14 protein-coding genes and 2 pseudogenes are annotated in these 22,783 nt (G+C 57.9%); 9 read left to right on the top strand and 7 right to left on the bottom strand.

Features of this window, described 5'->3' with window-relative positions:
• Window positions 1-40 precede the first annotated feature (40 nt).
• Entirely contained in the window at window positions 41-2,296 is a 2,256-nt protein-coding gene (locus QA640_RS38615; protein ID WP_283037882.1) for a di-heme-cytochrome C peroxidase, read from the top strand.
• 718 nt (window positions 2,297-3,014) lie between these two features.
• On the opposite strand, the pseudogene QA640_RS38610 reads toward QA640_RS38615, so the two are convergent.
• Window positions 3,015-3,407: pseudogene (locus QA640_RS38610) on the bottom strand (type II toxin-antitoxin system HicB family antitoxin).
• A gap of 46 nt (window positions 3,408-3,453) precedes the next feature.
• Window positions 3,454-3,636, bottom strand: a pseudogene (locus tag QA640_RS38605) (type II toxin-antitoxin system HicA family toxin).
• A 443-nt stretch (window positions 3,637-4,079) separates the two neighbouring features.
• On the opposite strand from QA640_RS38605, the gene QA640_RS38600 reads away from it, so the two are divergent.
• The 7 genes from QA640_RS38600 to QA640_RS38570 all read left to right on the top strand — a co-directional run bounded on the left by QA640_RS38600 (window position 4,080) and on the right by QA640_RS38570 (window position 14,949).
• Window positions 4,080-4,247, top strand: coding sequence for a hypothetical protein (locus QA640_RS38600; RefSeq protein WP_283037881.1), 168 nt, complete (start codon window positions 4,080-4,082; stop codon window positions 4,245-4,247).
• 419 nt (window positions 4,248-4,666) lie between these two features.
• On the top strand, window positions 4,667-7,051 hold the full coding sequence (locus QA640_RS38595) for a TerB N-terminal domain-containing protein (protein WP_283043020.1): 2,385 nt from the start codon (window positions 4,667-4,669) through the stop codon (window positions 7,049-7,051).
• On the top strand, window positions 7,048-8,361 hold the full coding sequence (locus QA640_RS38590; protein WP_283037880.1) for an ATP-binding protein: 1,314 nt from the start codon (window positions 7,048-7,050) through the stop codon (window positions 8,359-8,361). Before QA640_RS38595 ends, QA640_RS38590 begins: the two co-directional genes overlap by 4 nt.
• On the top strand, window positions 8,324-10,564 hold the full coding sequence (locus QA640_RS38585) for a DEAD/DEAH box helicase (protein ID WP_349253670.1): 2,241 nt from the start codon (window positions 8,324-8,326) through the stop codon (window positions 10,562-10,564). The genes QA640_RS38590 and QA640_RS38585 overlap by 38 nt, the downstream gene beginning before the upstream one ends.
• 29 nt (window positions 10,565-10,593) lie before the next feature.
• On the top strand, window positions 10,594-13,989 hold the full coding sequence (locus QA640_RS38580; RefSeq protein ID WP_283037879.1) for a TM0106 family RecB-like putative nuclease: 3,396 nt from the start codon (window positions 10,594-10,596) through the stop codon (window positions 13,987-13,989).
• A gap of 431 nt (window positions 13,990-14,420) precedes the next feature.
• On the top strand, window positions 14,421-14,606 hold the full coding sequence (locus QA640_RS38575; RefSeq protein WP_283037878.1) for a hypothetical protein: 186 nt from the start codon (window positions 14,421-14,423) through the stop codon (window positions 14,604-14,606).
• A gap of 211 nt (window positions 14,607-14,817) precedes the next feature.
• On the top strand, window positions 14,818-14,949 hold the full coding sequence (locus QA640_RS38570; RefSeq protein WP_283037877.1) for a hypothetical protein: 132 nt from the start codon (window positions 14,818-14,820) through the stop codon (window positions 14,947-14,949).
• A 472-nt stretch (window positions 14,950-15,421) separates the two neighbouring features.
• Here QA640_RS38570 and istB read toward each other — a convergent pair whose 3' ends face one another.
• From istB to QA640_RS38545, 5 genes are all read right to left on the bottom strand, one after another.
• A complete protein-coding gene (istB, locus tag QA640_RS38565) occupies window positions 15,422-16,231 on the bottom strand; it encodes an IS21-like element helper ATPase IstB (protein WP_283037758.1) in 810 nt (269 codons plus the stop codon).
• A 14-nt stretch (window positions 16,232-16,245) separates the two neighbouring features.
• Window positions 16,246-17,760 (bottom strand): IS21 family transposase, encoded by a 1,515-nt coding sequence (gene istA, locus QA640_RS38560; protein WP_283037759.1) that lies wholly within the window; start codon window positions 17,758-17,760, stop codon window positions 16,246-16,248.
• A 70-nt stretch (window positions 17,761-17,830) separates the two neighbouring features.
• Complete coding sequence (locus QA640_RS38555; protein ID WP_283037876.1) at window positions 17,831-18,226, bottom strand: hypothetical protein; 396 nt, start codon at window positions 18,224-18,226, stop codon at window positions 17,831-17,833.
• Window positions 18,227-19,663: 1,437 nt separating this feature from the next.
• On the bottom strand, window positions 19,664-20,410 hold the full coding sequence (locus tag QA640_RS38550) for a DUF4145 domain-containing protein (RefSeq protein WP_283037875.1): 747 nt from the start codon (window positions 20,408-20,410) through the stop codon (window positions 19,664-19,666).
• 6 nt (window positions 20,411-20,416) lie between these two features.
• Complete coding sequence (locus QA640_RS38545; RefSeq protein ID WP_283037874.1) at window positions 20,417-21,058, bottom strand: hypothetical protein; 642 nt, start codon at window positions 21,056-21,058, stop codon at window positions 20,417-20,419.
• Between the two features lie 976 nt (window positions 21,059-22,034).
• Here QA640_RS38545 and QA640_RS38540 point away from each other — a divergent pair.
• Window positions 22,035-22,688, top strand: a complete 654-nt coding sequence (locus QA640_RS38540; RefSeq protein ID WP_283037873.1) for a hypothetical protein — start codon at window positions 22,035-22,037, stop codon at window positions 22,686-22,688.
• Window positions 22,689-22,783 lie beyond the last annotated feature (95 nt).

The raw sequence follows: 22,783 nt of genomic DNA, 5'->3' as shown, positions 1-22,783 counted from the left end.
CCCGGCTGAACGCACGAAAGAGATGGATGGAGTGGTTGCTATGGGAGGACGTTCTTTCGGCTCTCGGCTTTATTCCTGGATGAGACGCTGGCCTCATGTCGCCAGTCTGGTGTTCGCAATCGTCGTCGTCGCGATCGTGTCGGCCGGCTTGGTGTATTTCGCGCCAGAGAAGATTCGCGATGCAGCTCTTAAAATAAAAAACGACGCAAATCTGGTCGCTCAATTACTGCCAGCGACTCTGCCGGAGCCATCGAAAATCGAAAACGCGTATTGGCTGCCGCAGAACTGGACCTCGCGCCAGCGTTACTGGTTTCACCACACATCGCAGGGGACTGCGACCATTCCCGTCCCCTATCAGTGGTTTTTGGCTCTGGAACGACCCGAGCTGTCCATCTCGTACACGAGCTTGACGGACGAAGGCTACCTGCGTCGCCTTGGCTTCATCCCGAGTCCCAGCTCAAAGGACTTCGACGGTAACGCGCCCTCATACGGTTATCACGAAGATGCGTCGAATGGGGGCGCTGCGAGCTCCAGTTGGACTCCAAACGTGCCCGACAATTCAAATGGCCTGCCTGTCGGCTTTGCCATTCTTAAGGGCGGTGCTGATCCGACGACGGGAGCCTCGTATGAAGATCAGATCGGATTAACCTGCGCCGCCTGTCATACCGGGCATCTGGAGTACAAAAATGTCAGCCTTCGGTTCGATGGCGGGCCGGCAATGGTCAATCTCGGCGAGGTTGAACGAGTCATCGGGCTGTCTATCGGCTACACGCTGATCTTGCCGTGGCGATTCGAGCGTTTCGCCAGCAGGCTGGAGCAGATCAAGGGGCAAAGCGTCGATCGAAAGCAGCTTCGAAGTGATCTGGAGCTTGCACTTCAAAAGATCAAGAAACAGAAGGCGCAGGGCGATAGCCTTTTGATGGGACAGGGAGTTGCAGATCTCGATGAAGGCTTCGGTCGACTTGACGCGCTGAACCGGATCGGGAACCAGGTTTTCTATAGCAACCTGCTCAATCCTGTGACCGGCGAACTCCCGGATCCACTCCTCAGGGGTAACTTCGCGCGCCACGATGCGCCCGTAAGTTTTCCGCCCATCTGGGATACGCCGTATTTCCTTTGGGCGCAGTATGACGCCTCTGTTCTCAACGAACTTGTTCGCAATTCAGGCGAGGCGCTCGGTGTCAGCGCGAAAGTCAATATGACAGCGGCCGCACCCGGACGGCCACTTTTTGCCTCATCGGTACATCTATCCGATATCGCGCAGTTCGAAGAGCTTCTGCGTGGCGCCGATCCCTTTGCGGCGGCCGACGCAAGCGGGAGAAAATTTACCGGGCTCGTCGCGCCCAGATGGAACGACGCGCAGGAAAAATTTAAGGGCGACCCTGCATGGGCCGTTGACGAAAAGCTCGTTGAAAAAGGCCGCGACCTCTATCGCGCGCATTGCTTTGAATGCCACCGAGGCCCGGTCAACGATCCTGCCTTCGACAAAAGATGGCCGGAGGATTCGTTCTGGAAGCCGGAGAACCCCGACCGCTCCGCCAAGAACGAGAAGAATTGGGTAGAAATCGGCGGTCGGCACTATTTCAATGTGGTCCAGATGCCGGTCACGACGATCGGCACCGATCGTCAACGATCCGATGTGCTCACGACGCGCCGCGTTCACTTGCCCGAGTCGCTTGGATTGAACCCCTTCGATGACCTCAACAAAGCCTGGGGCTGCGGCCTTCCAGCGGACAAAGGGGGAGATCCCCTCTTCGTACTCGCGCTCATGGACGTGGTGGGCAAGACAATCGACCAATGGATCATTGCGAACGGCACTCCCGAAGAAGTCAAGCAGCAGATGTGGGGACCCAGGAAGAACTGTCAAAACCAACGAGTCTACGTTGGGGCTCGGGCGAACCGTAACGGAAAGGACGAAGATGTTCTTGCCCTTGAACCTCAATATCGGGCGCGCCCGTTGGATGGTGTTTGGGCGACAGCTCCGTATCTGCACAACGGGTCCGTGCCGACACTGAGAGACATGTTGTTGCCGCAGAACTTGAGGCCGACTTCTTTCTGCGTTGGTAGCCGTGAATTCGATCCAATCAATGTGGGGCTTGTTACGAAAACACAAGCGAGCGACGCCTGTGCGGCTGGCCTGACGAATTTCAACGTGTCGCTGCTTGGGAACAGCAATCGGGGACATTCGTTTGAGGGCAAAGAAGCCGACTTAACGAAGTTGCCGCCAGGCGTCATCGGACCAGAATTGACCGATGCCGAGCGGCGAGCGCTTGTCGAGTATCTTAAGACGCTGTGAGAGGTCTGGAGCCTGTGGAAAGTCGAAGCTTGACGCTCAAAGTCGCGATTCTTTGCGCTGGCTGGGCGAAGTGCTAGGGCTGCCGCAATCCAGTTATCTCCCGGGGGACGCACGAGAATGCGAAGAAATCGTTGTTAGGTCGGTCCGGACCGGATGCTCTTTCGACCAATAGCCGCTCTTGCAACCGGCGGCTTGCAAAATTTCGCGAATCTCGCAACCGCAGTCGGCGCGCTCGGCGGCGCGGCCATGGGATTGGTCGACACGACCAAACTATTCGGCGGAAATCCTTTTCGATCGGTGGCAAGGGAACGTTGACGGCTGGTGACGGTTGTAGGGCGACGGACCTGGGCACAGCCTTGGCAGTAGCTGTCTTACGCTTAGACGTTTGGTTGTCCGGCTGGCTATCGCCGGTGCGTTCATTCGGAGGCGTCTTGCGTGAGCTGGCGACCTTCCCGGACTCTGAAGAAGGATGCCGTTCTCACCCGGCCGGAGGCGGTTCGACGGCTTGTTTGGATTGCGGGGTTGGCAAGAAGTGACTGCGCAAGATGTTTGCGTTGAGCTGGCACTTCGCTGCTTGGTGGTTGGACCGCGCCAGTTGGTAGAACTGCGATTGGCCCGAAAAGGGGCGTCCGACTAGAAGGTGTTCCGCTGGAACGAACGGCGCATATGTGCGGCGGTCGGAGACGGGGGCAGCTTCAAGTGATAGGATTTAGCTTGGTCAGGCCGCGATCGCTTCTTCGCGGCTTGCGCCAAGAAAACCGGATCGAGTAAACCCGTGCTGTTCGGCATAGTGGTCGATCTCACTCAAAACGTCGGCGGGAAGAGTGACATTGACACGCACAGTCTTCACCGTTTCCGCAGGCGCTGGAATCAGCACGGCAACGCCATCTCTGTTCTGGGCGTTCGCCATGCCCTCCTCGACAGAGGAGGGTTCAGGTACGGCTTCGCCGTCTCCGCCAGTCCCTGCAGATGAAGGGCCAGGGCTTCGGCGGCCATAGCGCGCGCATCGTCCAGATCCGTACCAGCGGTGATCACGCCGGGAAGACCGGGAAAACGAGACGCCGTAATCGCTGTCAGCGTCCTTTTGGATCAGGGCATTGTAGTGTCGCATGAAAGCTGCCCTCCTTGGGTGGGGGATGGCCCCTCTCTATGCGCTGTCATTTCAACTTCAAATCGGCTTGCTTCTCGATGCTCTTGAGCTTTCCGATCGAACGTCACTCTTGGGGTGCGGGACCGTGACGCGGCCGTTCTTAGTTGGGTGCTTGAACTGAATGTGGCCGCCTTTCTGGGCGAGCTGATCCCAACCAAAGGCCTCAAGAGCGCTTGTCTGCCGATTTCATGTGCGTATTTGCACGCACATGCGCAATTAACACGAAAATACGCAGTAACCCCTCACGTTCCGTTCCGCGACGTGAGCCGACGGAAAGCGTCAGTTGAAGCTTCTGCCCTGCCTGGGGTGTTCCTGCGAATTCCGCAACCGGCTTAGGTTGCGGCGCCGATCGGACCTGGTTCTGCGTCAACGACCGGCAGTACGGCCGGGCGATTCGCGTATATCGAATAGCTAAGCTTTGAAGAGGCGGTAACTCAAGTTCTGATCGTCACATAACCATTTGATTTATGTAATGAATTGGAGCCGCAATATCAAACTTGCGTCCTCGCAGTTTTGATGCATGGGGCCGCAGGTCCAAATTTTATGCGCCCAAATTCTGCGATAGATCGAAGAAGTCAGCGAAATCCTGCGCGACAAATGCTGGCCTCGTCGGTGCTAACGATGGAGGCTCCAATGGTGCTTGGGCAGCTCCGATTTGAATCGATTGATCCGACGTGGGAGGCCACAAGGCCGATTGAAGTGTGGGCTGATTCTTATGAGGTGCAGGTTCTCCACCGGCGCAGCGCCAGCCTGCTGTGCGTCGTCGTCCATTATCTGTTGCGCGCCTCCGGCACCGAGTGACATAGTGCCGTCTACCGTCTGTTGGCAGGAGGCAGGCGATTCTCGGCCTCCTTGCAGAGGGCCACGATGACGAGGCGCGCAGCACGCTCAAGGAAATTGCGCAGGCCAGGGAAAGTTTACTTGGGGATCCAGCTGCTGAACTTGGATGGAGCGCGTCTTCGCGACGAGGATCCGGTGCTGGCCTCCGCGATGGTAAGGCAACGCCGTGAACTTATCGCCGGCCAAGTCGCACGAGCTGCACGGCGCGACCCCTGGCTGGGTGGTTTCATATTGGATGCTGATAGAACGTGGTCTGGCGCGGAGGGCGCCGGCCATCGATTGTGGTATTATATTGTGGTAGTCGTAAGACTGTTTGCCCCTGTTTGCAGGTCATGCGAAGGTCAATCCGGGAGCTGAACGGGCGTTGAAACGCCTGGTTGATGGTTGGCATGGGGCGGCGGCGGGGAAAATCTACACAAGGCGGCGAAGCCCTGATGCTTGTTCTGGGGGTGATGATCGCTGCTGTGGTCGCCATCTACCATTTCGTCGTTGAGAACGCGCTGGTCCTCGGAACGATCGCAATCGTCTGCGGCGGCATCTATCTTATTATTCGCGCGATCTTCAGGGTGGGACCACGGACAGGGCCAGCCGAGGTGCCCGCACGCGGGCCTGAATTCGAGATCAATATTCCTCCATTGCCGGCCAAAACAAATCCTTCTCGCCAGAACAGCACATTGGCCCGATGGGTCCGCGCAGACGAACGGGTGAAGCTCGGAAACATCGAGATTGCGGGAGGCCTCTTTTACCTCGGAGACGGCGTCGCTGTGCCCGGTGGCGTGACCGCGCAATACGCGATCAATCCCAATTTATCTGCTCAAGCTCAACATGCGGATGTCGACGGGAGCTCGATGCCATATTGGCCTTCCTATGCGGATATGTCTCCCGCGGCCCGTCGGGCGTTCCTCGATTGGATGCTTGGAGGCAGGTGCGACCCGGCTTATGGAATTGGTCTCGTTTTCATCTTTTTCTATGGCCTCGAGCATCGCATGTTCGTTGAACACGGTGATGACGCTGCATCGTTGGTCGACGAGGTAAAAAGGCTATTGGCAATCTACGGCGCGAATGGGTCGTTCCACCACTACGCCAATAATTTCCTCGATCTTGCCAATGCTCAACTTTCGGCCCGTATTGATCTGCCGCCTCTTTCGCCAGAGCGCGTCGCTGGCTCCGAAATGGATCTTCCAACGCGACTCTATCTAGGCGCTAAACTGGCTCGTTCGCCGATATTGTCGTCGGCAGACGATGCTCTGCGCTGGGTCTTGGCCATGCCGGATACTCATCTGAGAACACCGGCCGTGCGCTGCTTCGACGAATTCGCTGCGCTGTGGACCAAGCGCTTCGCTGAGCGATATCCGAACGGCGTCCCTGTAAAGACGCACCAAAGGATGTCCCTCCAATATCGCGCTGCGAGCGGTGCATTCAACGTTGCAATTCACGGCCGGCACGAACAATATCCTGATGTATTAGGTCTGACCAAACAGCTCGATACCTTGCGAAAGCTTGTTGAGGAGTGCACGAGCGAACTGGATCCCTTCAGCCGCTTCGTAGGGCGTAAGCCAAATCTGCGCAACTCCATCGTGGCAAGGGGACTATTGCCCGCCGATATCTGGCAGCAATCCGGTTCGCAGGCGATCGCGGACTTCCGCAGACAGGTTGAGACCGTATTGGGAACCCAGGGTCGTGGGAGCGCCACAGCTCAGCACATTTTCGAAATGGCAGGCTTTGAGGTTCAGGCCAATGGAAAGATCCCCGCCACTTCTGCCGAAGAACTGGGACGTGCGCTCGATGCGATCGATGTGGCTATCGAGCCGGACCCGAGATATGGCAGCAGCCTTCCTCGTGCTGACGAACAGGTATTTGTTTTCAGGGCTGCGAATGGTGGACCCGTCGATCCTACTCGGGCTACGTTTCGAGCCGCCAGAACCCAGGTCGAAGTGGCGGTTCTCGCAGCTGGCTCCGATGGAGACGCCTGCTATGAAGAGCTCCAGCGGACCATCAACAGAATCCGTGCCACGCCTGACCTGTCCGGTGTCGAGCAAGCTCGCCTGATTGCCTTCGCCGTCACAACCTTTAACAGTCCACCCAAACAGGCTCGCGTATTCCGTAAGCTCGCGGAAGTCGGGGAGCCTGAACGGCAGGCCATCGCGGACGCAGCTGTTGCCGTGGTCGGGGGCGACGGGAGTATCGACGTCGGCGAGGTTAAATTTTTGGAACGGTTGCACAGAACTCTCGGTCTTCCACGGGAGGCTGTCTATCAGAACCTTCATCAGGCAACGGCAGAACGGACAGATGAGCCAGTATCTATCAGCGAGGAAGCGCGGGGTGCAGGAATCCGCATCCCGAAGGAGCCGGCCAGCTCGCCGCCGCTTGAGCTTGCATCTGGCGAGGGCTTCAGTATTGACACCGCCAAGCTTGCTCGGACACGCCGGGAGACCGAGGCTGTAGCTGCACTGTTGTCAGATATTTTCAGCGAAGAAACGGAGCAGCCGCCGACGTCCGGGCGCGATGACAAGATCGCGCTGCAGGGGTTGGACGGACCGCACAGTGAGCTTGTACAACTGCTCGAACAACGTGGGTCAATGACCCGATCTGAGTTCGACCGCCACGCAAGGGACATGCGATTGCTCCCTGACGGAGCTATCGAGCGTATCAACGATTGGTCCTTTGAGTGTTTTGATGACGCATTGATTGAAGACGGCGACGAGGTGGCGCTAGCCCCCCATCTGCGCGGGCGCATCTCGGAAATGAAAGATAAGGCTGCATGACCAAGAAGTCGATTAAGCCCAGAGAACGGGACACGATAATTCAGGCTCTCTCCGCAGGCGTCGTCCCTCGCCTAGGCTTGCCACATATCCAGGTCGGTCGCGCAGGAGAAATCGGTGCGCTGGTGCGCGATATCGACAGGATCGCAGATGGCGGGGCCGCCGTCAGATTCGTAATCGGTGACTATGGTGCCGGAAAGACGTTCTTCGCGGGGGTTGTGCGTCTCATAGCCCTTGAGAAGCGTTGCGTGACAATGCATGCCGATCTGTCTCCCAACCGGCGTATTCATGCCAGTAGTGGTCAGTCACGCGCGCTCTATGCGGAGGCCGTCAACAACATGGCGACCCGCAACAAGCCGGAAGGAGGTGCGCTCCAAAGCATTACCGAACGTCTCGTCATGGATGCGGTGAAGGAGGCTGAGGAAAAGGGGGCGGCCGTCGAAAATGTCATCGATCGGAAGTTCGAGGCCGTCACTCAATTCGCGGGAGGTTACGACTTCGCCACAGTGTTGAAAGCCTATTGGCGCGGAAGCGAGCAGTCCAATGATGCTCTGAAGGAAGCTGCCATCCGTTGGCTCCGCGCCGAGTATTCGACCAAGACAGATGCAAGACGGGACCTTGGCGTCAGAAGCATCATCGACGACGAGAACGTCTATGAATCTCTCAAGTGTCTAGGCTGCCTCGTGCGACTTGCAGGCTATGCTGGCTTGTTGGTCATGTTTGATGAAATGGCCCATATCTACAAGCTCCAGAACGCTCAATCCCGAAAGCAGAACTATGAGCAGCTTCTTGACATCGTGAACGATTCACTTCAGGGCACGACTTCAGGAATTGGTTTCGTCATGTGCGGTACGCCGGACTTCCTGCTTGACACGCGCCGAGGCATGTTCAGCTACGAGGCGTTGCAATCCAGGCTAGCAGAAAATAGTTTTGCCAGTGGCGGACTTGTTGATTTCTCGGGGCCGGTAATCCGTCTGCAAAGGCTGACTCCGGAAGACCTCCTCATCTTGCTCAGCAACATCCGGATGGTCTTCGCAAGTGGAGATCCCTCGAAGTTCTTGGTGCCCGACGAGGCGTTGACCGCGTTCATGGAGTATTGCAACCGAAAGATCGGAGAGTCGTACTTCCGAACGCCGCGCTCGACAGTGAAAGCATTCGTGCAAATGCTCGCCGTCCTCGAACAGAACCCTGGTGCCAGGTGGCAGGAGCTTCTCGATCTCATCCCAATTGCTCCGGACGCCCCGGACGATGTGGAAGCAGCCGAAGAGAGTGGAGATGGCGATGAACTCACCAGCCTCCGACTCAACCCTTGAAGGTGCTTACCACCGAGTCCACCCGACAATCCGTCGATGGATCCACGATCAGGGATGGGATGAGCTTCGCGAAATCCAGGCGCGCACGATTCTCGCTGTTCTGGATAGCGATCGCGATGTTCTGATTGCCGCCGCGACCGCCGCCGGAAAAACGGAGGCTGCATTTCTACCAATCCTAACCCAGGTCGCTGATAGAAGAGCGCTGGGATTTTCTGTCCTGTATATTAGTCCGTTGAAGGCCTTGATCAACGATCAGTTCAAGCGTCTCGACGAACTCTGCGCGAGTATGGAGATCCCTGTCCTTAAGTGGCACGGTGACGCTCCGCAAGGAGACAAGAAGAGGGCACTATCTAAGCCACAGGGAGTTGCGCTCATCACTCCGGAATCGATCGAGGCGATGCTCACCAGGCGGCCGGGTGATGCAAAACGTCTGCTCTCGTCGGCTGATTTCATCGTCATCGATGAGGTTCACTCGTTTCTTCAGGGGCCCAGAGGGCTTCATCTAGCAAGCCTGCTGCGGCGTATCGATGCGATGTCAACCCAGCCCGCGCGACGTGTCGGGCTGTCCGCGACCATTGGTGATCTTTTCCAGGCGGCGACATGGCTCCGTCCGGCTGCGCCGGAAACAGTCCAGATATTGGAAGCAAAGACCGATTCTCCGGAACTCAAGCTTCAAATACGTGGCTATGTGGAGCCGCCAGAGCTTGATGATCCCGATCATGCAGAGGGTGGGGCCGACGCCGAGCAGGTGTCATCCAGGATTGCGCTGGACGACATCGCTGACCATCTGTTCAAGACTCTGCGCGGTGCCAACAACCTCGTTTTCGGTGGCTCACGTCGCACAGTCGAGTCGGCCGCTGACCGGCTCAGGCGGCGGTCTGACAAGGCAGATGTGCCAAACGAGTTCTTCCCGCATCACGGCAGCCTTTCCAAGACGCTGCGGGAAGAGCTGGAGGACCGCCTCAAGGATGGAAAGCTGCCGACGACAGCGATTTGTACCTCAACTCTGGAGCTGGGCGTTGACATCGGTTCAGTGAAGTCCGTAGCCCAGATCGGTGCTCCTCGCTCGTTGTCTTCTCTAAAGCAGCGGCTCGGCAGAACCGGACGAAGGAGGGGTGTGCCATCCGTTCTTCGTATCTACGTGCGCGAGCCGAACATCGACCGAAAATCCGGTCTGATCGACCGGTTAAGACCGAACACGATCCGATCGGTGGCGGTCATCCAGTTGCTGTTGGACAAGTTTGTCGAGCCGGCCGGCCAGATTCCAGAGGTGGCCTCGACCCTGATTCACCAGATCCTGTCTGTGATAGCCGAACGGGGCGGGATAAGAGCACGGCCCTTGTATGACTTGCTGTGCGGCCCTGGCCCTTTCGCCTCGATATCCGTGAGCGAATTCGCTGACCTCCTTCGCCATCTGGCGTCGGACGCGATCCGCTTTATCGAGCAGTCGAATGATGGGCTCATCATGCTTGCCGAGAAGGGAGAGCACACGGTTCAATCGCGAAGCTTCTTCGCCGTCTTCGAGTCCGCGGAAGAGTGGCGGTTGACAATCGAGGGCAAGACGCTCGGGACTTTGCCGATATCGTTCCCGGTCCATAAGGATGGCCTCGTCGTATTTGCAGGCCGCAGGTGGATTGTTAACGACATAGACGAAAGGACGAATACGCTCTTCGTGGCCCCCCACCCGGGTGGGGTCGTGCCCCGATTCGAACGCGCCGACGGCGAGCGTCTGCATGACCGTCTGGCCGCCGAAATGCGGAACGTCTATCTGTCCAACGATGAGCCGCCGTATCTTGACGACAAGGCGAAAGAGCTTTTGGCCGAAGGGCGGGAAACGTTCCGCGAGTTCGAACTCGACAAGCGAAGGGTTATCGAAGAGGAGCGGGATCTACATCTTTTTCTCTGGCGCGGTTCGCAGGCGACGGCGGTGTTTGGGGCTGCCGCAGCCACGGCTGGGCTTCCAGCTCAAGTCCATGACCTTGGGCTGACTCTTGCCAAGACGACGGAGGCCGAGGCCTTGCCGAAATTGAGGGAGCTCAGCTCGGTTGGTCGCTCCAGGCCGATCCAGGTTTGCGACTTCGTTGAAAACATCGCAGCCGGCAAATTTCGGGAGCAGGTGCCGCTTGCCTTGGCTCGAACCCTATGGACTAGACAAAACGCTGCGGAACTGAGCATAATATCGGAGATTGCAAGAGAGCTCTGATGCAGCTTTCAAGATGGTCATGAGGGACAATGCGGAAGATTGGAGCCAAGCTCAGCCTTAGTGCGGGTGATCTCGTCGGCCACTTGAACTGTCGCTACCTGACAAACCTCGATCTTAAAGTCGCTAACGGCGAATTGGCCAAGCCGAAAATCTGGGATCCTGTCCTTGAGACACTAGCCGCGCGGGGATCTGAGCATGAGCAGGGCTTTATAGACCATCTGAAATCGGGCGGTTTGCCAGTCACCTTGATCGACGGAATCGGCGTCGACAATGCGGCGCTGACGTCCACGCTTCAGGCCATGAAGCGAGGTGATGCTGTCATCGCTCAGGGCGCTCTCCAAGTTGGCAACTGGAGCGGCCGGGCCGACATCTTGCGTCGCGTGGACAGGCCAAGCCAATTCGGTGCGTGGTCCTACGAAGTTACGGATACGAAGCTCGCCAGGGAAACCAAAGGCAATACAATCCTTCAGATCTGCCTTTATTCCGATCTGCTAGCGAACATGCAGGGAGCAGCTGTCGTTTCCGCTTGTGTCGTGACGCCGGGAACAAATTTTGAGCCGGAAGTATATCGAGTGGCCGACTACGCTGCCTATTATCGACACGTTAAGGGTAGTTTGGAGCGTGCCGTGGCTACGCCGGCAGCCACAAGCGCTTATCCTGAACCGATCGAGCACTGCGACGTCTGCAGATGGCGCCAGCACTGTGACGAAAAGAGGCGCGCGGACGATCATATGTCGCTCGTCGCCGGCATCAGCAAGTCTCAGATTGGAGAATTTGAGAAGCACGGCGTTGATACCATGGCTGCGCTAGCCGCCTTGCCAATGCCTCTGCCGTGGAGGCCAGATCGCGGTGCCGCTCGTAGTTATGAGAAGGTCCGTGAACAGGCGCGAATCCAGGTCGAGGGGCGGATCGCAAATGCAACGTTGCACGAGGTCTTGCCGCTTGAGCCGAACTTTGGGCTCTATCGTCTGCCGGAGCCGTCAGCAGGCGACATCTTTTTCGACTTCGAGGGCGATCCGTTTGTCGGTGATGGTGGGCTCGAGTTCCTGTTTGGATATCTCTATGCAGATGAGAGCGGGAGCTGGCAGTATACCAGTGATTGGGTGTCCACTCGCCACGAGGAGAGGATAGCTTTCGAGCGTTTCATCGATTTTGTTACCGAGCGGCAGAAGATCCACCCCAATCTTCATGTTTATCATTTCGCGCCGTACGAGCCGGCTGCGCTCAAGCGGCTCATGGGGCGATATGCGACGCGCGAGAATGAGGTGGACAACCTTCTGCGCGGGGAAGTGTTCGTTGATCTCTATTCGGTCGTACGCCACGCAATTCGCGCCAGCGTCGAAAGCTATTCCATCAAGAAGCTCGAACCACTTTACGGATTCAGTCGATGCGTCCCTCTGGAGCTGGTTGGGGCTGTCCTAGCCAGAACCCAGGCGCGGCTGGAGATGGCCGATCCGGAAGGGGTTCCAGAAGAAGATAAGGTCGCTGTCAAAGGCTATAATCGTGACGACTGCGCGTCCACGGAAGCGTTGCGACGCTGGCTTGAGGCGCTTCGGGCCGACCAAATCGCAAAGGGGGCGACAATCGATCGTCCGGGCGCGGTGACGGTTGAAGTCAGTCCCGAGCTGGACGCATGGCAACAGAAAGTGACTGCACTCGCAGCTCAGCTCCTCGAAGGCGTGCCGGATGACGCAAACGAGCGCACGGAGGAGCAGAAGGCGCGATGGTTGCTCGCGTCCATGCTGGATTGGCATGGTCGCGAGAAGAAAGCCGTGTGGTGGGAGTATTTCAGGCTGAGGGATCTTTCTGCGGAGGATCTCCTGCACGAGCGCAGCGGCCTTGCCGACATGGCATTCGTTGAGCAGGCAGGCGGAACGGCCAAGGCACCCATCCATCGTTACCGGTTTGCCCCGCAAGATACCGACATCCGGCCGGGTGACGATCTACGCAGCCTTGGAGGCGACAAGTTCGGAAGTGTCACGGCGGTATCGCTCGAAGAGCGAACGATTGATATCAAGAAGCGTAGGGATACCGCGGACCTCCATCCTCCGGCAATCTTCGCCCACAACTTTGTCGACACTCAAGTGCTTGCCGAGGCCGTCGTGCGGCTCGGCGAATATGTGGCAAGTCACGGCATCGAGGGGAACGGCGACTACCGTGCAGGCCGAGATCTGATCCAGGCTATGGCGCCACGCCTCCGGGGGCTGCCGTTGCAACAAGACGGTGAATCCACGCTCGCCACCGCAATACGGGCGGGGCTTACTCTCGATCAGAGCATTTTTCCGCTGCAAGGGCCTCCAGGAGCAGGAAAAACCTTTACGGGCGCCCGTATGATCTGCGCCCTGGCAAAGGAGGGAAAGCGGATTGGTATCACGGCAAACAGCCACAAGGTCATCCGCAACCTGCTTGATGAGGTGATCAAGGCGGCCGGGGCAGAGAAACAGGTCATACAGTGCGCGCAAAAGGTATCCGACGATGAGGATGACTTACGCAGCCTAACTTTCCTCAAGGACAATGACGAATTCCTCGATGCGCTCAGCGGCGCCGGCCGAGTCGGCGGCGCGACGGCCTGGTTCTGGGCAAGGCCAGACGCTTCGCAGTGCGTTGACGTCCTCTTCATCGATGAAGCCGCCCAAATGTCTCTGGCAAACGTCCTTGCAGTATCTCAATCAGCGAAGAGCATCGTGCTGCTCGGTGATCCGCGGCAGCTTGAGCAACCAATTCAAGGAAGCCATCCGGACGGGGCTGAGGCGTCAGCGCTGGATCACATCCTTGGCTCGCATGCCACTATTCCAGCCGATCGGGGTTTGTTCCTGCCGGAGACTTGGCGGCTACATCCGGAAATCTGCGCGTTCAATTCAGAGCTCTTTTACGAGGGCAGGTTGTTCTCTCGACCGGGTCTTGAGAGGCAACAGATCAGGTCACCAGGGCGCCTGGCAGGGGCGGGGCTTCGCTATCTTCCGATCGAGCACTCCGGCAACCAGAACTCGTCGCGAGAAGAAGCCGACGCTGTGCGTGAACTCCTGACCAATATACTGGATAGTGGCACGACTTGGGTCGATCGAGACGGCGTCGAAGCCCCCATCAAGCTGGACGATATCCTGATCATCGCGCCTTACAATGCCCAGGTATTTGAGCTGCAGGAGCGAATACCCGGTGGGCGTGTTGGCACGGTCGACAAGTTTCAAGGGCAGGAGGCTCCGATCGTCATCTATTCCGTGACCACATCGAGCCACCTCGATGCTCCGCGCGGTATGGAGTTCCTTTACAGTGCCAATCGCCTGAACGTCGCTGTCTCACGGGCGAAGTGCATTTGCGTCGTTATTGCTTCGCCGCGCGTCTTTGAAGCTGAGTGCCGAAGGCCAAGGCAAATGCAGCTTGCCAATGCTTTCTGCAGATATCTTGAGATGGCAACCTCGTTATGATGTGACTTTCATTCCAGCAGGACACACACGAAATCGCCGGCAAGTCTTGAGGTACCGAAGCAACTGTGGTCCAGCACCCGTGAGGTCCAATGGGGACGTATGGATATCGTGATTGTGCACCCCTCATGGATTGGTAAGAAAGCGCGCCGGAAACCGAAGTTCAATGTCCGGACTACGTTCAATCAAGCTCGTGCGGCGACGCGTGACTGTCAGCGTGCGCGTTCCAGCCGATCGTCAGCAACCTTCATCATCGTGCAGTCCCGCGCACACGGCATCAGGTGCGGCATGTGGAGGCCGCCATCAAAATGCTCGACCCATCTACAAACCTAGCTGGCGCATCACCGGGAAGCGCTGGAAGCCAAATCGCTGGTTCAAGCGAGGCTCCTCTTTATAGGAGGGCCCTGGACGTGCTCAGGACGGCCACGCAGCCAATGACGGCTTCCGAGATAGGGGCAGCTATTCTTAAGGCTCATGGGGTGGAAGAAGTCACCCCGGACGAAGGCGCGAGCCGTCTCGCTAAGTATCCAGCACAGCTTGCCAACCCTCACGGTAAAGGCGTGGAGCGGGTTGGCGAGAAGGCCATACCGCTGGAAACTGGTCAATCAACCTCTAAATGAGCCCACATTTGGCCGCTGACAAGTTATCTGATGGGCGCTTTTCCGATGGTTAATTCTTGGTTACATCGTTGAAAATCAGCCAGTTTACCCCACTTTAGAATGAACCCAGTAGCTCCACACGGAACAAACTGATTGCCTTCGCTGTTCAGTTGAGCGAGGATGTCGCTATTGCAACTTCCAGTGCGGCTAAATTTCAGGTCGGAGACCGCCAATGACCGCATGGCTGTATGAACGAACCCATTGGATTGTCGATAAGGATCACCCGTCTAAGACGGTGGCGCGTATCGCGGCTATTGTGTTGTCGTTGCTGCCGTTGGTGATGGCCTTTGTGATCTTGAAGTAGAGCGCTTTTCACAAAGAATAGCCGTCCCCAGTCCAACTGAAATCCCAAAGAACGCATACCCAAGCAGCGCCTGAATTGCGGCAATCAACCGCAATTCAGGTGGTGGTGTGAAGTCGCCATATCCCAGTGTCGTCCAAGTAATGATCGAGAAATAAAGCGCGCTCTGCCAGTCATCGACGAGAGGCGTGGGACTGCCTCCATAAAGCAATCCGAACCCTCGGTGCGCATTACGACGATCGCGACCACCCGCTACGACGCATCGCGACCACCCGCTACCCAGTATGAAGGCGCCGTTGGGCAACACTTGGTGATTCTCAGTATTCTCGCGTGGCGTCAAGCGGGGTGGAGGCCGTCCCCGTAGTCAACAGGAGGGACCCGCGCGCGCTGCGGAGTGCCCCCACGGCTGACGCAGCGGCGCGCGCGGGAGGTCCCTGTTGACCCACGGGGGCGGCCGGGATGACGGATCTGCGTGTCATTTCTTGGCTCCCCTCGACGGTATGCCATCCGCTGCGGTTGGTGTCGCGGGCTGCGCCAGCGGCTCGATTGCTTCGGCGACTTTGATCTTGCGCATCGACGGGCCGTCGAGTTCGAGCCGGTAGGCATTGTGGACAATGCGATCCAATATCGCATCGCCAAGAGTGGGCTCGCCAATAACCTCATGCCAAGTTGCCACGGGGAGTTGGCTGGTGATGAGGATGGAGCCGCGGCCATGACGGTCCTCGACGATCTCCATGAGATCGCGCCGCTGGCTGGCTGAGAGGCGGTCGGGTCCCCAATCGTCAAGGACGAGCAAATCGACCTTGACCAGCATCCGGAATAGCCGCGCGAAGCGGCCGTCACCGTGGGCGAGATCGAGATCGGCGAACAGCCGTGGCACGCGGGCGTAGTGGACTGTGTAGCCATCGCGGCAGGCCTTCTGCGCGAGCGCGCAGGATAGCCACGACTTGCCCACGCCGCACGGGCCGCTGATCAGCAATCCGCGGTGCTCGGCGATCCAGCGGCACGTTGCCAATTGCTGGAACAGCGCTTTGTCGAGCCGGCGCGGCGTCCGGTAATCGACGTCCTCGATTGCGGCTTGGCTGTGACGCAGCCGAGCGGCACGCAGTCGGGTCTGGAAGCGGCGGGTGTTGCGATTGGCGGCCTCGCGGTCGAGCAGCAGCGCCAACCATTCGGCGTGCGCGAGATCGCGGGTCTCCTCTTGCGCTTCGAGCTCGACGAAAGCCTGCGCCATGCCGTCGAGCTTGAGCGCTCTGAGCTGGTCGAGGGTGGGGTGTGTGAGCATCAGTCGTCATCTCCTCAATGGAAGTAGGTTGGGCCGCGGATATTGTCGTGCGCTATCGCCGGCCCGTCCGCGGACGTTGCAGGCCGCTGGCGATCGAGGTTGTTCTTCAGGATCGAGTTGACTGAGCTATAGGAGCGCGCACCGATCTCGAGCGCACGACTGCAGGCGGCTTCGAGCCGTTCGCGGCCATAGCTTTTGGCGAGCCGCAGGATGCCGACGCAGGCGCGGAAGCCTTGCTCGGGATGCGTGCGCTCCTGCAGGATGATCTCGACGAGCGCCGAGGTGTGGCGCCCGATCTCTTCGGCCTGCCGCCGCAGTCGCTCCGGCGTCCAGTCGGCATAGCGTCGATGGCTCGATGGCATGTGCTCGCGCACCGTCGTGTGCTTGCGATTCGAGGATGAGCGCACATGGGCGGCGACGCGTTGGCCGCGGTGGAAGACTTCGATCGTGCGTGCGGTGATACGCGCCCAAATCGTCTCGCGCAGCAACTGGTGCGGCACCGAGTAGTAGTGCTTCTCGATCTCGACGTGGTAGTCGAGCCCGACCCTGCATTCCTTCCATTCGGCAAAAACATAGAGCTCGGCCGGCAACGGCTTGAGGGCTGGGCGCTCCAGCTCCTCGAAGAGCGCGCGGCGGCTCGCACCGAGGTGCCGCGACATGCGGTCATTGATCTGCGTGACCAGCTCGGCAATGGCCGCGTTCAATGCCGTGAGCGAGAAGAATTGCCGGTTGCGTAGCTTGGCGATGATGAAGCGGGTCGCGACTTGGACTCCAACTTCGGCCTTAGCTTTATCCCGAGGCCGATACGGCCGCGCCGGCAGAATTGTGGTGCTGTAGTGAGCCGCCATCTCGGCGTAGCTGCGATTGACCGCCGGTTCATAGAAGCACGCTTTGGTGATGCCCGATCGCAGATTGTCGCACACCACCGTCGCCGGAACCCCGCCCATGAATGCAAAAGTGCGCGTGTGCGAACCGATCCAGTCGGACAGCCCCTGCGTCCAGCTGGCCTCGGCGTATGTGAGGCTCGATGCACCGAGCACGGCGACGAACAGCTGCGCCGTCATCGCTTCGCCGGTCGATGCGTCGATCACCGCAAGCGTCGTGCCGGCGTAATCGACAAACATGCGCTCGCCAGCGACGTGGCTCTGCCGCATGGTCGGCGACAGCCGCGCCTCCCAGGCGCGATAGAGTTCACAGTAGCGGCTGATGCCGTAACCATCGGGGTGGACGGCGCGATGCTCCTCCCATAACAGCTGCAGCGTCACCCCCGGCCGGCGCAGTTCGCGGTGAATAGCCGCCCAGTCCGGCTGCGGCCGCCGATCCTTGGCCACGACCGCAGGCGGCGGGAAGAGCTGGCGCTCCAGAGCTTCGTCACTCAGGCCGTCCGGCAGCGGCCAGGCGAGGCCGGCACGCCGCGCCCGCCGGATGCACTCCCCGGCGGCCGTCGCGCTCACCCCGAGGCTGGCGGCGATCTTGCGTTTGGACATACCGGCTGCGGACAGCCGCAGCACGTCACGGATCTTGCGCATGGGTAATCTCGGTCTAGGCATTGCCCCCCGCTCCTTGTGGAAAAGGAGCGAAGCCATGCCGATTCGCGGATTACCCAACGGCCTCCATCACACCCGTCCACAGGCTGGTCGCGATCGCCCGGAATGGGTGGTCGCGATCAATCGTAGCGGCTGGTCGCGATCCATCGTAGCGGGTGGTCGCAATCAATCGTAGCGCGCACCCTCGGTAGATTCCGGCAAAAACAAAGATCAGGGTACCGCTCTGGATGAGTAGGGCAAGCACTGTTCGCTTGGGGCCGAGATCGTGAACCCTGAAGCCAATAAATGACACCACTGTTGCCATCAGCACGGCAGCAATCGTCAGATAGCAGGTCTCTAGGTGATCGCGAAAGTCAGCAGGATTGAACACAAAGGCTGCGACTGCGAGAACGATGTTGCCAATCAAAGGAAAGATCACAAAAATAAGGGTGCTTTGGAACCGGCGCATAACAATATACTAACTACCTGAAATTGTGCAGTCATATTGCCAGTCCGCCCGATCCTTGAAAAGGGGATTCTACGATATCGCTGCCAGTGGCCGGTGAAGTCCACGGACTTACCGCGCTTCAAGGCCGGCCTAGCAATCCGCTTCACCTGATCGCCATTCGAGACGGGCGATTGTCCTCGCGCCATGAGCCTTCCTGAGCGTAACGGAGCAGCTACGCGCCAGCGATTATAGTGGTGGATGATTTCAGCGCGGCGAGGGTGGGAGAAGTATTCTTCGGCGTGATTGGTGCAGGCGCCATCGAAGCTGTAGGCCAGTTGATGCGCTTCACCTCGAAACGCTCACGGAGTTGGTCCCAAGCAGAAGCTTCATTGGCATGAACCTTCGTACCCTCAGCGATGCGGCCGTGGATGAATGAGGCGTTGGCTTTCCGAGTTGAAGATGGCCGGAACGGAATTGCCGCCGCGCTCGCGGACCATTTTGAGCGAAACGGCGGTCCTTGCGGTAGTCCTTCATTTCGGCGGGCTTCACCACGCGGCCCTTCATTTCCTCAGCCATGGCTTCACGGAGCTTGTGCAGGAGGGACGAAGGCGCAATTGTAGGACAGTCTGTCCAAAGCCCAAAGATTTCGACGTCGGCTTTAGCTTTCCTGTTCGCCTGCGACAGCCGTGCCCACTCACCTACACCTCTAACGACTCCGTCGGCAATCGATTTGTGCACCAGAGATTCCAAAAATGATCCTTGATTTGCACGAGCGCGGGCGCTGCATTTTCGTTTCTTTGGTCGTCTGACACAGCAGGCTCCCTGCAGAGAAAGGCCTGTGCAAGTTTTCAGCTACCGCAAGATTAAGAGGTTGTTTTGCTCCCTATCCACTTGTGAGCCGCTCTGAAGTCCTCGATAACGCCTAATGATCGCAAGCCGGCACGGCAGGCACGCGCAATGTTTCCGTCCATTTTTAGGAGGGAGGCTGGCGCCTTGGGGGCTTTGGTCGCAATTTCCTGACCCGTTGAGCGACAGCGCGTTCGCTTCTCTCGAGCAGTATAGAAATTCGCCTCGGTATTTCGTTCTTTGAAACGAATTCGAGAAGGCGTTGGTCGTCTTCTTTGGTCCATCGTCGAGACCAATTCCTGAGCATGCGTCACTCGCCGGGTCATCCATCTCGGGTAGCTTAAGCCGATCCTGCCCAACTAGTTCCATTCGAGCTCCGCGCGCCGCCCTTTACGTTGCGAATCGCGACACGACTTAGATGGCGCCACATTCTCCTCGGTGATGATTTCCTGCACGAGCTGGTGGCGAAGCTTGGGAAATACGCACATCGCCGCCATCGACGGTGCGATACTGATAAAAAGGGTGACGCCGCTGGCGCTCGCGTATGGCTCTTTTGCGCACGTGCGCTCGCGTGGGTGCTCGGAGGTGCGCCGCCTGCGATATCACGTGTGGTTAGGTCTTCTTCGCCAGATTAGCAATTTGAACCAACTCCTGTACGAGGAGCCTCATTCCAGTCTGAAGCTTTGTTAGATCGCCGGCATAAGCAAGAAAACGGCGAGCATGAGCGGACCAGTTGCCGAGGCTTCGAGCTTCTTTCAGAGCTTTCTTTGAATCGCGCCCGAGATTGATGCCGTTATGCCCATTCTCGCCACATACCCGCTCGGCAAGTTCACTTAGCATTAAGTAATTGCCAGCGCCGTCCTTGATCTCTATCCCCCGGTCGAGATGCTCGTAGGCTTCGATTATAAGCGTTTCAAGGAGTCGACGTAGCATCACAGCGGCGGCGTTGTAGTAGCCGTGATGGAAGGAGCCGTTCAATTCGCGGCATACAGCTTCGATGTAACCCCGTGTACTTTTCCAAATCGGCTCCGGCAAATAGCTGAAAGCGTGATTAATCACTGGCTGTACGCCGTCTAAGTCTGGCAGCCAGTCGCGAATGAGCTTTCGTGAGCCAGGCTTTAGTGAGAAGCCACTCTTCCACTCACTAGCAAGCTTTGACCTCCTAAGTGCCTCGGCAAGCGCCGTCTGGTTCGGCGTTCCGATATGGTGGTCGTCAAGTATTTTCGCCAGCTGCCCAGCTGTTTTGGTGACGCCCGGTTGCTCGTGATCAAAGTACCAAAGAACTGCAAGCGCACTTTCGGCGTTCGTCTTGTTCGCATTCTTAACGATCTCGCAAAAACTATCAAAAGAAAGATGCATTGGCGACTATTCGGTCTTGCCCATCTCGTGCTCGATGAAATTGTCACCCTGGGTCGTTGTCCGGATATCCTCGATGTCAGTAAAGTTCAGCCACATCTTTGACTTCTTCACATTCCGGACAGTCTGTTTGAGGTCCACTGGAATGGATATTCCAGCCTCTTTTAATGCGGTCATCACATGAGCTGGACCGATCTTGGTCAACGACATGACCCGCTGCATATAATAGACGGCCGCCAATACGTGTTCGAGATCGTTCTTTGAATTCTTCTGGTCCATAAATTCCTTGAGAGATTGCGCTCCGCTTGGCCTGAAGTTCAGATCAGGTACCAAATTCAGCCCGGCGTTGCGATCGACCTTCTTTCCGGTACCGCGAGGCCTCCTGGAGTTGGCAGGCTCCTCGTCGAGAGCGTCAGCTTCCTCCATCTCGATCGGCTCCTCGACTTCTTCAACATTTGCTTGCTGCAGAAGCGCGGGATGCCTCCCGTTAGCACCTTGATCTGAGAGCACGCGGACAGGACGGTTCATTGCCGAAACCATGGTCTTCAGCGCTTCCTGCACGCTCTCGTTATTACCTTCGACCTCGGCGAAGAAGACGCGCACCTTAGCTTTGTCTACCCCCGATGCATCCCCATTATTACGCCTCGCCATGCGGCACCTTCCTCAATATTTGTTAAGAATTACCTGTGATCTATCAGATGAATGAAAGCATGAGGCTGCACACGCATACGGGTCCGGAGAACGCTACTCAGTTTCTCCACATAGGCCACGACTTCTTCAATGCTCCCGGACTGGGTGATCGGATATCTTGCCCGACAAAACTGCGCAAGACTCGCGCCTCATGCGTATTCAAGACTCGGGTCCTCATGAGATTCAGAAACTCGCTCAACTCGCGAACAGACTGAAGAGATATCTTAATCCATAGTCCCCAAACTCACCTTGGCTCAGCCAACCCTGTAAGTCGCAACGGATCCAAGCCTCTGGGTTTTGCGCCACAGAATCATGCAGCGCTGAACCTACATTCTGGTGAAAGAAGAAAGCCTGCCAAAACTGCCGTATGTTCGCATATATTTCGCGTGTTTCTGCTTGTTAGCGCTCAATTTCGTCGTGAAGGTCGCCATCTATGCGCCTTGTTGTCTGACCTTGCTTATCGGAGACGATCCCGCCACGAAATTTGAACTTGGCCCGGCCTGTCGAGGTGCAAGCCAAACGGCTGCGAGTTTCCGAAGCTTTTCGCGGTGGGCGCTGTCTACGTGCTTGTCGCCATACCGTTTGGAACGAATAGAGGCAGGGGTATCTCTGCGCGCAGTCGGCTGAATAGCACGTCACGATTTCCAACTGCTGAATCTGCTCGACCGGTCTGGCTCCTGGCGATGCCGCCTTGGCCGGAATTTGTACGCAGCCGGTAGCTGGCCCGACAACCGTTGTCGGCCCAGTCAACCTCGCCGTTCCTTCCTTTCACTACGCCAGACTACGCTGTCGATTTTCCCGCGATTGAAAGCAGCAGTGGTCCTGCCCTTTGTATCGTCCCATCGTCGGTGGGGCAATCACTGTCATTTCTAACCGATTTCACGCGCGCTCAGTCATGGGTGCGATGGACCTTTTCTGTATCCGGGGAGAGCCGAGCATGGCCTTCGACACAGCGTTTGACCAGGCGAACGGGCCAAAGTTGGAAAAAGCCGATGCAACCGAGCGAACAGGGCAGCCAAATACTGCAGCAACGAGAAAGATCACTGTCCAGCTTTCCGAAAAGATTGTCCGCCGTCTCGACGTTGCAACTGACCGTCCCGGCCTCGGCAAGAGCATGGTCGTGGAGGCCGCTCTTGAACGCTTCCTAGACCCAGCGCCGCCGATCGAAGGTCTCATTCATGAGGCGCTCGATCGGATAAGCAGGCAACTTGAAGGTCTTGACAGCGACGTCCGCACGATCGCCGAGACGGTTGCGCTGCACGCCCGCTATCATCTCACCGTCACACCTCAGATGCCGCAATCACAGCAGCCTGAAGCGTGTGCGCTCGGACAAGAGCGATTCAAGGCCTTGGCCGAACAGGTTGTCCGGCGCGTGCGCTCGAACCGACCCTTGCTGAGGGAGACGATCGACCAAATAAATGCCTCGCGGGGTTCTGGTCATGCGGTCGACGATGATTCGCAAGTTTCAGCGGAATCTGCCCAGGAAGGTCCTGCGGCCATCATTCTAGACGCAACTGCCGACATGAGCGCTGCCGCCGAGGAGGGCGGCAGCAACCGCAACTTTCAAATTCTACCAAACGCGTTCTACTAAACCGGCTGTTGACGGCCGGATCCGCACGCAAGAAGTAAAAAGACGCCCATCCAATCTCAATCCTTGCGCATCCTCGGAGGGGCGCGGGCTTCCGA

Source organism: Bradyrhizobium sp. CB82 (genome assembly GCF_029714405.1).
Lineage (GTDB): Bacteria > Pseudomonadota > Alphaproteobacteria > Rhizobiales > Xanthobacteraceae > Bradyrhizobium.
Note: the sequence above shows the minus strand (reverse complement) of the source record. Positions and strands in the feature narration are given on the sequence as shown.

Bases quoted from the DNA above. Each gene is read 5' to 3' on its own strand.
- QA640_RS38615 (WP_283037882.1), top strand. From the start codon at position 41: ATGGGAGGACGTTCTTTCGGCTCTCGGCTTTATTCCTGGATGAGACGC.
- QA640_RS38600 (WP_283037881.1), top strand. From the start codon at position 4,080: ATGGTGCTTGGGCAGCTCCGATTTGAATCGATTGATCCGACGTGGGAG.
- QA640_RS38595 (WP_283043020.1), top strand. From the start codon at position 4,667: ATGGTTGGCATGGGGCGGCGGCGGGGAAAATCTACACAAGGCGGCGAA.
- QA640_RS38590 (WP_283037880.1), top strand. From the start codon at position 7,048: ATGACCAAGAAGTCGATTAAGCCCAGAGAACGGGACACGATAATTCAG.
- QA640_RS38585 (WP_349253670.1), top strand. From the start codon at position 8,324: ATGGCGATGAACTCACCAGCCTCCGACTCAACCCTTGAAGGTGCTTAC.
- QA640_RS38580 (WP_283037879.1), top strand. From the start codon at position 10,594: ATGCGGAAGATTGGAGCCAAGCTCAGCCTTAGTGCGGGTGATCTCGTC.
- QA640_RS38575 (WP_283037878.1), top strand. From the start codon at position 14,421: ATGACGGCTTCCGAGATAGGGGCAGCTATTCTTAAGGCTCATGGGGTG.
- QA640_RS38570 (WP_283037877.1), top strand. From the start codon at position 14,818: ATGACCGCATGGCTGTATGAACGAACCCATTGGATTGTCGATAAGGAT.
- istB (WP_283037758.1), bottom strand. From the start codon at position 16,231: ATGCTCACACACCCCACCCTCGACCAGCTCAGAGCGCTCAAGCTCGAC.
- istA (WP_283037759.1), bottom strand. From the start codon at position 17,760: ATGCGCAAGATCCGTGACGTGCTGCGGCTGTCCGCAGCCGGTATGTCC.
- QA640_RS38555 (WP_283037876.1), bottom strand. From the start codon at position 18,226: ATGCGCCGGTTCCAAAGCACCCTTATTTTTGTGATCTTTCCTTTGATT.
- QA640_RS38550 (WP_283037875.1), bottom strand. From the start codon at position 20,410: ATGCATCTTTCTTTTGATAGTTTTTGCGAGATCGTTAAGAATGCGAAC.
- QA640_RS38545 (WP_283037874.1), bottom strand. From the start codon at position 21,058: ATGGCGAGGCGTAATAATGGGGATGCATCGGGGGTAGACAAAGCTAAG.
- QA640_RS38540 (WP_283037873.1), top strand. From the start codon at position 22,035: ATGGCCTTCGACACAGCGTTTGACCAGGCGAACGGGCCAAAGTTGGAA.